At 63.7% G+C, this 2,430-nt stretch carries 4 protein-coding genes; all 4 read left to right on the top strand.

The window, feature by feature from the left end; all coding sequences use genetic code 11:
• A partial coding sequence (locus tag L9Z73_RS29135) for a PIG-L deacetylase family protein (RefSeq protein WP_247408320.1) occupies positions 1 to 495 on the top strand: 495 nt, incomplete at its 5' end.
• On the top strand, positions 492 to 1,091 hold the full coding sequence (locus L9Z73_RS29130; protein WP_247408318.1) for an SAM-dependent methyltransferase: 600 nt from the start codon (positions 492 to 494) through the stop codon (positions 1,089 to 1,091). The genes L9Z73_RS29135 and L9Z73_RS29130, both read left to right, overlap by 4 nt.
• Positions 1,088 to 1,747 carry a glycosyltransferase gene (locus L9Z73_RS29125; protein WP_247408315.1) on the top strand — a complete coding sequence of 220 codons (660 nt, stop codon included), beginning with the start codon at positions 1,088 to 1,090 and terminating at the stop codon, positions 1,745 to 1,747. Before L9Z73_RS29130 ends, L9Z73_RS29125 begins: the two co-directional genes overlap by 4 nt.
• Before the next feature lie 176 nt (positions 1,748 to 1,923).
• Positions 1,924 to 2,430, top strand: a 507-nt coding sequence (locus L9Z73_RS29120) for a PIG-L deacetylase family protein (protein WP_247408313.1), incomplete at its 3' end; no start/stop codon positions are given.

The following is a 2,430-nucleotide window of genomic DNA, read 5'->3' as shown; positions in this document are numbered from 1 at the left end:
GAACGGCTGAGTGTGGTTCGCCCGCAGGAGTCGGCGCAGGCCTTGCACCGCCTCGGCTTGCCGTTGCATAGCTTGAAATGGCTGCGCGCAGGGTTTACCGACGGCCAGGTCGCCGCCCGCGAGGAGCCGTTGGCCGCATTTATTCAGCGCCACCTCAAACCCGGCGACGTGGTGTTCACCACCTGGCGCGAAGACGGCCACTGCGACCATGAAGCCGTCGGCCGCGCCAGCGCCAAAGCCGCACAGGCGGTGGGCGCGACCTTGTACGAATTGCCGATATGGACCTGGCACTGGGCAACCCCGGAAGACAGCCAGGTGCCGTGGCATCGTGCGCGCAAACTGCCGCTGAGTTGCGCAGTTGTCGCGCGTAAGCGCCATGCCATCCACGCGTTCGCCAGCCAGTTGGAGGGCGACCCGCAGATCGGCTTACCGCCGGTGCTGGCACCGTATGTGGTCGAGCGTTTGCTACAGCCTTTTGAAGTGGTGTTTGTATGAGCGTGGCGACACCCTATTTTGATCAGTTGTTTGCCGACAACGAAGACCCGTGGGCTTTTCGTCAACGCTGGTACGAGCGGCGCAAGCGCGCGCTGACCTTGGCCCTGTTGACTCGCCCACGTTACGTGTCCATTTTCGAGCCCGGCTGCGCCAATGGCGAACTGAGCGCCGAACTGGCACCGCGTTGTGATCGCCTGCTGTGCTGCGACACCGCGTCCGCGGCGGTCGCGCTGGCCCAGAGGCGCTTGCTCGGATTTGCCCATGCCCAGGTGCAGCACAGCCGGCTGCCCGAACAATGGCCTACAGACCGGTTCGACCTGATCGTGCTCAGTGAACTGTGTTACTACCTCGACGCCGACGACCTCGGCAGCCTGATTGATCGCGCCCTCGCCTCACTGACCGACGACGGTCAACTGCTCGCTTGCCACTGGCGCGCCCCCATCGACGGTTGCCCGCAAACCGCCGACCAGGTGCATGCACTGCTCCAGCAACGGCTGGGTATGGAAAATGTGGCCCGTTACCACGACTGTGATGTTCTGCTCGACCTATGGAGCCGCGATCATCGCTCGGTCGCCACCCATGAGGGCCTGCGATGATCGGCATTCTGATCCCGGTACATAACGAAGAAGCCCTGTTGGCCGAGTGCCTCGATGCAGCAATGATTGCCGCCAGCCATCCGGGGTTGCAGGGAGAACAAGTGCAGATCCTGGTGGTGCTCGACAGTTGCACCGATGGCAGTGCGAGGATTGCCCGAGCGTATCCGGTACATAGCCTGCACGTGCAGGCGCGTAACGTCGGCCATGCGCGCGGGGTCGGCGCGCGGCACTTGTTGAATCAGGGGGTGCGCTGGATTTCATGCACCGACGCCGACAGCCGCGTCGCCCCCGACTGGCTGGTGGCGCAGTTGGCATTGGGCGCTGATGCGGTGTGCGGAACAGTGACTGTCGACACCTGGAGCGAAGACTTCGACCCGGCGGCGCAGATTCGTTACCAGCAGGCATACCAGGCGCGGGAGGGGCATCGGCATATCCACGGCGCCAACTTGGGTATCAGTGCCGGCGCCTATGTGCAGGCGGGTGGTTTCGAACCGCTGCCCCGCCATGAAGACGTACAACTGGTGCGAAACCTGGAGCGCAGCGGCGCCTCCATCGCCTGGAGCCATACCCCGCAAGTGATCACGAGCGCCCGCCTGGACTGCCGCGTCGAAGGTGGCTTTGGCGATTACTTGAAGAGTCTGATGCAGGCCCCTTAAAAAATCGTAGTTACAGGATGTGAAAGCGGCGAATCCTTGACTATGCTGATGACGCCTTGCTGGCAATCCAGGGATGGAATGCCGAGCGAACACTGCAGCGCAGCCTGCGGCCAATAAAAAGCGTCGTCCCGTCAACGGGCTACGACCCAGCATCAACTGACAAGGACGTGACTCCCATGAAGCCCGCCTCCCTGAGCGAAGGCCGCCGCGGCCCAGCGCAAATCTGGAACAGTGCCCCACAATTGGCACAAATTCCCGCTATTCATCCCCACTCGTTGGTCCCCCCGGGCGCGCGGGTGGTCATCATCGCGCCCCACCCGGGCGATGAAGTGTTGGCCTGTGGCGGTTTGCTGCAACGGCTCAGCACCCTTGAACACCCGATCCTGTTGATCTCCATCACCGACGGCAGCGCCAGCCATCCCGGCTCGAATGTCTGGCCGGCGAGCCGCTTGAGCGTGGTGCGGCCGCAGGAAAGCGTCGAAGCGCTGCGCCGGTTGGGCATGCCACTGCACAGCCTGAAGTGGATTCGCGGCGGCTTTCGCGATGACGCGCTGGCCGCCAGTGAACACCCCGTGAGCCAACTCATAGCGCGTTACCTGCAGCCCGGCGACGTGGTCTTCACGACCTGGCGCAACGACGGCAACGCTGACCACGACGCCGTCGGCCGTGCCAGCGCAAAGGCG

It is taken from the genome of Pseudomonas emilianonis (genome assembly GCF_023072625.1).
GTDB classification, from domain to species: domain Bacteria; phylum Pseudomonadota; class Gammaproteobacteria; order Pseudomonadales; family Pseudomonadaceae; genus Aquipseudomonas; species Aquipseudomonas paraveronii.
This window is presented reverse-complemented; position numbering and strand designations above follow the sequence as displayed.

Bases quoted from the DNA above. Each gene is read 5' to 3' on its own strand.
- L9Z73_RS29125 (WP_247408315.1), top strand. From the start codon at position 1,088: ATGATCGGCATTCTGATCCCGGTACATAACGAAGAAGCCCTGTTGGCC.
- L9Z73_RS29130 (WP_247408318.1), top strand. From the start codon at position 492: ATGAGCGTGGCGACACCCTATTTTGATCAGTTGTTTGCCGACAACGAA.